Here is a 663-nt window from a genome sequence, read left to right on the forward strand (position 1 = left end):
GTACTAAGCAAGTAACAATTAACGTCATATTGCGCCGGATTTCTCTGGCATAATCAGGTCGATACCCGGGCTTCACCGGGATAACAATAAAACGAACAAAGCTGTCTGCCAGTCCTGCGCTGGCTGGAGCACTTGCAGGTAGGGATAGTTAATGACGTTGAATCACCGCCAACTGGACAGCAATGAATCGTTGCTGCGCCATCCTTCGTTCGTGCGCTTCTGGCTGGCGCGAACCTTCTCTTCATTCGGTTTCCAGATGTTCTCGGTGGCGGTGAGCTGGCAAATCTATGCCATCACTAACAGTGCAATGGCGCTGGGGATGATCGGTCTGATGCAGTTTCTGCCTTCGGTGCTGCTGGCATTACCGGCCGGGCAACTGGCGGATCAGTACGACCGTCGCCGGATTGTGTTGTTCGGGCAGGTGCTGGAGTGGGGCGCGCTGCTGGCGCTGATCCTGCTGACGTTCTATCAGTGGTCGGATAAAAACGCACTGTGGGGGCTGGTGTTCCTGATCTCTGTGGCAAAAGCCATTGAAGGCCCGGCGATGCAGTCAATGCTGCCTTCGTTGGTGCCGCCTGCGATGCTGGCACGCGCCACGGCGGCGGCGGCCGTTAGCGGGCAAAGTGCGGTGATTATTGGTCCTACGCTGGGCGGGCTGCTGTA

At 57.0% G+C, this 663-nt stretch carries 1 protein-coding gene; it reads left to right on the forward strand.

Annotated elements, in window-relative coordinates; translation table 11 throughout:
- Positions 1-151: 151 nt before the first annotated feature.
- Positions 152-663: MFS transporter (locus WH277_RS02355; protein ID WP_339504187.1), on the forward strand; the 512-nt coding region annotated here is incomplete at its 3' end.

Source organism: Erwinia sp. MYb416 (assembly GCF_037479575.1).
In the GTDB taxonomy this organism is placed as follows: domain Bacteria; phylum Pseudomonadota; class Gammaproteobacteria; order Enterobacterales; family Enterobacteriaceae; genus Erwinia; species Erwinia rhapontici.